Origin of the sequence: Bradyrhizobium sp. (assembly GCF_049586575.1) — a bacterium.
GTDB lineage: Bacteria > Pseudomonadota > Alphaproteobacteria > Rhizobiales > Xanthobacteraceae > Bradyrhizobium.
In genome coordinates, this window is the sequence record NZ_JBAVCF010000187.1 from 1 (window position 1) to 3,962 (window position 3,962).

The window sequence follows — 3,962 nt, forward strand, 5'->3', positions numbered from 1 at the left end:
GCGTCATAGGCCGCAATCATCTGCGGAAAGGCCAGATTGGTCTTGGGCGATGCGCCGACACCCGCAGTCGGCGCATCGCTCGTCGCGTCGTCCTTGCGCGGCGGCGGCTTGCGCATGAAAGCATCGAAGGTCTGCTCGACGCGGCTGCCGAAAATCTTGTCGGGCTCGCGCGCGGGGTTCTGAAACTGCACGATATACATGCTGTCACCGAACCGCTTTCGCAACAGTTCGATCGGATCGGCCGGCGGCCGCGCGGTATGCGGTGTGTTGACGCCGACGACGCCGGCGACGCGGTCGCGATGCCGAAGCGCCATCTGCCAGACGACAAATCCGCCCCAGTCGTGACCGACGAAAATCGCCTTGTCGATCTTCAGATGATCGAGCAAGCCGACGAGATCGCCGGTCAGATGCTCCAGATCATACGCTTCGACCGGCTCCGGCCGGTCGGTCGCGCCATAGCCGCGCTGGTCCGGCGCAATCACGCGAATGCCGGCCTCGCTCAACGCCTTGATCTGGTAACGCCAGGAGAAGGCGATTTCGGGCCAACCGTGACAAAGAATGACCGGCGGCGCGTCGGTGTGCGGGCCCGCTTCGTAAAAGCCCATCCGAATCCCGTTAACTTCCGCAAATTGCAGCGGGGGCATTTCAATCATGGCTCTTCCTTACTCGGCGGCGCCTTTGACATCGGCTTGCGGCGGCGCAAAGGCAGCCTCAAGTGAGGCAAATTCATCCGGCACCATATCGCACAGCACCTGAACATGCGGAATGATGTTGGCGCCGGCGATAAAGCCGAAATCGAGCTGATCGCGATAGCTTTGCACGGTGATATTGAGCGCCAGCCCATGGGTTGAGATCGACACCGGGAAAATATGCAACAGCTTCGCCCCGGCCGCGTACAGCGTCTGACGCGGTCCCGGCACGTTCGACACCGTGATATTGGCTGCCGGCGGCAACACGTCGGAGAGACTTGAACGACTGTAGAGCAGCGCGAGAATCTGTACCAGAATCGGCGCGCCCAACATCGAAACGTTGGACATTTGCGGCATCATGGCGCGCAAGGGATGCGACATCTCCTTGGACTTGGTGGATTGCGCGATGATGGTTTCCAGCCGCGTCCTCGGGTCCTCGACATTGGTCGCGATCGAGCAGATCATGCCGAACACCTGGTTGTTGGCGTCCGTATTCCCCTCTTCGCGCAGCGAGATCGGGACACCCGCCGTCAGGGACTTCGAGGGCAACGCACCGCGCTCCACCAGATAACGCCGGACCACGCCACTCGATATCGCCAGCACGACATCGTTGAGCTTGCCGCCGGCGGCTTTCGCGACCGCCTTGGCGCGGGACAGCGGAATAGAGACGCCCGCAAAGCTGCGTTCAGATGAGATCTGCTTGTTGAGAATGGTCGGCGGCGACATCATGCCGGCAATGCTGTCGCGCGATTTCGGATCGGCGATCTTGCCGACGACCTCCGAGACGCTCTTGAGCAGGGCCGGAACGTTGCCGGCGAACTTCACCGCGTTCTCGATCTGGAACATCGCGTTGTCGAACAGGATCGATCCGAGATCGCTCTTGCCGGAACGCGGCAGCTCGATGCCCTTGGCCGCAGCCGAAGCGTCGAACGGTTGACGCCAAAGCTGCTGATAGGAATCCAGAAGATTGGCGGCGATGTCGCGCGGTTCCTGTCCAACCTTGGCGCGCGCCGCCGGCGGCTCGATTTCGCGGGGGACCGGCGTCAGATCGTAGATCATGTTGGTCAACGCCGCGCCCGCGCCACCGTCGATGCAGGCGTGGTGCATCTTGGAATAGAGACCGATCTCGTTGTCCTTCATGCCCTCGAAGACGTAAAACTCCCAGAGCGGACGGGCGCGGTTGAGCAGTTTGGCATGCATCCATCCGACGATCCGCTCCAGCGTGGCGCGGTCGTGCGGCGCCGGAAGGCTGCCCCGGAAGATATGACGGTCGATATCGAACTGGTCGTCCTCGACCCAGGATGGGTGATCGATGTCGAGCGGCGCCTTTTCCAGGCGCGATTTCAGGATCGGCGCGACGTGCAGACGCGAGGCGATCATCGCCTTGAAGTCTTCGAAGAAGTCTCCCTTGTAATCCTCGGGCAGGCGGAAGATCGCCATGCTACCGACATGCATCGGCATTTCCGGTGTTTCCAGGTACAGAAACGACGCGTCCATGGCCGACAGTTTCCTGGCGTCGCTCATAGGCTCCTCCCGCGAACGGTTACGCTGCACCTCTGCCGGTGCTTTTTATTCTGGTGTTCCAACAGTCCCTTAACCCGGGACGCTAGTCAGGATTGTGCCTGCTCTCGCGGCGCATATGCAATGGCAAAGGGCCCCGACCGGTCAAATTGGCTGAACTGACCTTCATGCTGGGCCAGGCGGTCCGCCACCGCCCACAATACCGCCGGATTAACGCCAAGCCCGACATGGCTGGCGAGGTATACTTCGACATTCTCGGCGGCGGCTGACGGCCGCACCAGGCAGGTTTTCCAGTTCACCACGCCATCGGCGCGCGAAAAAATCGACGTGGTTGGGACCTGCAAATCGCCGGAAAGCGCCTTGAGAAATTCGGGATCGTCGCCGACGGTTTCACCTGACAGCGCTTCGTAGAGCCGCGTCGCGTTCGTCGCCCGCACATCGTTCGCAAAAGGGCTTCCCAGCGTTACTACGTAGCGCACCAACTCCGGCGCGTTGAGCGCTAGATCACGCGCATAGACGCCGCCGAGGCTCCAGCCGATAATAGAGACCTTGCGGCCGCTATTCGCATGGATTTCGGCCAGCCGATCGCGCAACGCCGCGCGCACGCGCGAGATACCGCCGAGGTTTCGGCCCATCTGCCAGGCGTGGGCATCGTATCCGAGTTCGGTCAAATAGCGGCGCATCGGCGCCATCGAGAGGTCGCTGGCGAGAAATCCCGGCAACGCCAGCACCGCATGGCCGTCACCTCTCGGCGCGCGCAGCAACAGCGGCGACATCAGCAGGCTGGCGTTGAATTCGAATATGGCGCGCATCTCGGCCAGAAGCAGACCGAGACCCGGCGCACGAAGCGGGCTTGTCGCCGGCTCTTCGTCTCCCTCGATCGCCGATGTCATTTTTTGTCGGGAGCGCGGGTGCCAAGGCCGGTGCTAAGACCTGTCATGGCCGCGAACATGTCACTAAATCGTTCGGCGAACTTCGGATCGAACGAAAGCCAGCTTTGCATCAATGCCTCAGGCGAGACTTTCTGGATATTATCCAGCATCTGGTTCTGAAGCTTTTCCATCACCGCGGTCTGCATCGGCTGCACATCCGGAAGCCCGAAAAACTGTCGCGCCTCGAGCGGCGTGCAGTCGATTTCAACGTTAACCTTCATGGGTGCTCCCAACTGTGGTGGCGCGATGCAACGCTAGTATCGCCACGACCGGGACCAGGAGGCAAGTCGTTCGAACCGCAAAAGCCAGATGTGATCAGCCGAAGCGGTCGGCGGCAAACGGCCGTGGGTCGGCAAAAGGCGCCGCGCCGGTCATCATTTCCGCCAGCAACCGGCCCGTGGCGGGACCGAGCGTGAGGCCATGGTGCTGATGACCGAAATCGAACCAGAGCCCGGCATGGCGCGGCGCAGGGCCTATCACCGGCAGCATGTCCGGCAGACATGGCCGCGCACCCATCCACGGCCTTGCATCGACCGCTTCGCCGAGCGGAAACAGCGCGCGCGCCCGTGGCAAGGCTCGTTCAATCTGAATGGGTCTTGGCGGCGCATCGCGGCGGGCAAACTCCACCCCGGTGGTCAGCCGAATCCCCAGGTTCATCGGAGCGAGCAAATAACCGAGATCGGAATCCAGCACCGGGTGATTGAGCACGGCGTTGCCGCCAGGCTTCAGATGAAGATGATAACCGCGCTTGACGCCAAGCGGGATCGAATACCCTAGCGGGCGAAAGACGAGATCGGACCACGGGCCGAGCGTCACCACG

General features: G+C 61.9%; 5 protein-coding genes. All 5 read right to left on the bottom strand.

Translation table 11 applies throughout. The features are described 5' to 3' along the window. The coding region (locus WB528_RS07165) for an alpha/beta fold hydrolase (RefSeq protein WP_423887723.1) at positions 1–653 on the bottom strand (653 nt) is incomplete at its 3' end. A gap of 9 nt (positions 654–662) precedes the next feature. Next, positions 663–2,213, bottom strand: coding sequence for a wax ester/triacylglycerol synthase family O-acyltransferase (locus WB528_RS07170; RefSeq protein WP_423887724.1), 1,551 nt, complete (start codon positions 2,211–2,213; stop codon positions 663–665). A gap of 86 nt (positions 2,214–2,299) precedes the next feature. Then, the gene (locus WB528_RS07175) at positions 2,300–3,103 is read right to left on the bottom strand and encodes an esterase/lipase family protein (RefSeq protein ID WP_423887725.1); all 804 of its coding nucleotides are present in this window, start codon (positions 3,101–3,103) and stop codon (positions 2,300–2,302) included. Continuing rightward, positions 3,100–3,363 (bottom strand): DUF6489 family protein, encoded by a 264-nt coding sequence (locus WB528_RS07180; protein WP_423887726.1) that lies wholly within the window; start codon positions 3,361–3,363, stop codon positions 3,100–3,102. Before WB528_RS07180 ends, WB528_RS07175 begins: the two co-directional genes overlap by 4 nt. A gap of 94 nt (positions 3,364–3,457) precedes the next feature. Beyond that, positions 3,458–3,962, bottom strand: a 505-nt coding sequence (locus WB528_RS07185) for an NAD(P)/FAD-dependent oxidoreductase (protein ID WP_423887727.1), incomplete at its 5' end; no start/stop codon positions are given.

What these genes read in the sequence shown, in the direction of transcription:
- WB528_RS07170 (WP_423887724.1), bottom strand. Translation starts at nt 2,213, where the DNA reads ATGAGCGACGCCAGGAAACTGTCGGCCATGGACGCGTCGTTTCTGTAC.
- WB528_RS07175 (WP_423887725.1), bottom strand. Translation starts at nt 3,103, where the DNA reads ATGACATCGGCGATCGAGGGAGACGAAGAGCCGGCGACAAGCCCGCTT.
- WB528_RS07180 (WP_423887726.1), bottom strand. Translation starts at nt 3,363, where the DNA reads ATGAAGGTTAACGTTGAAATCGACTGCACGCCGCTCGAGGCGCGACAG.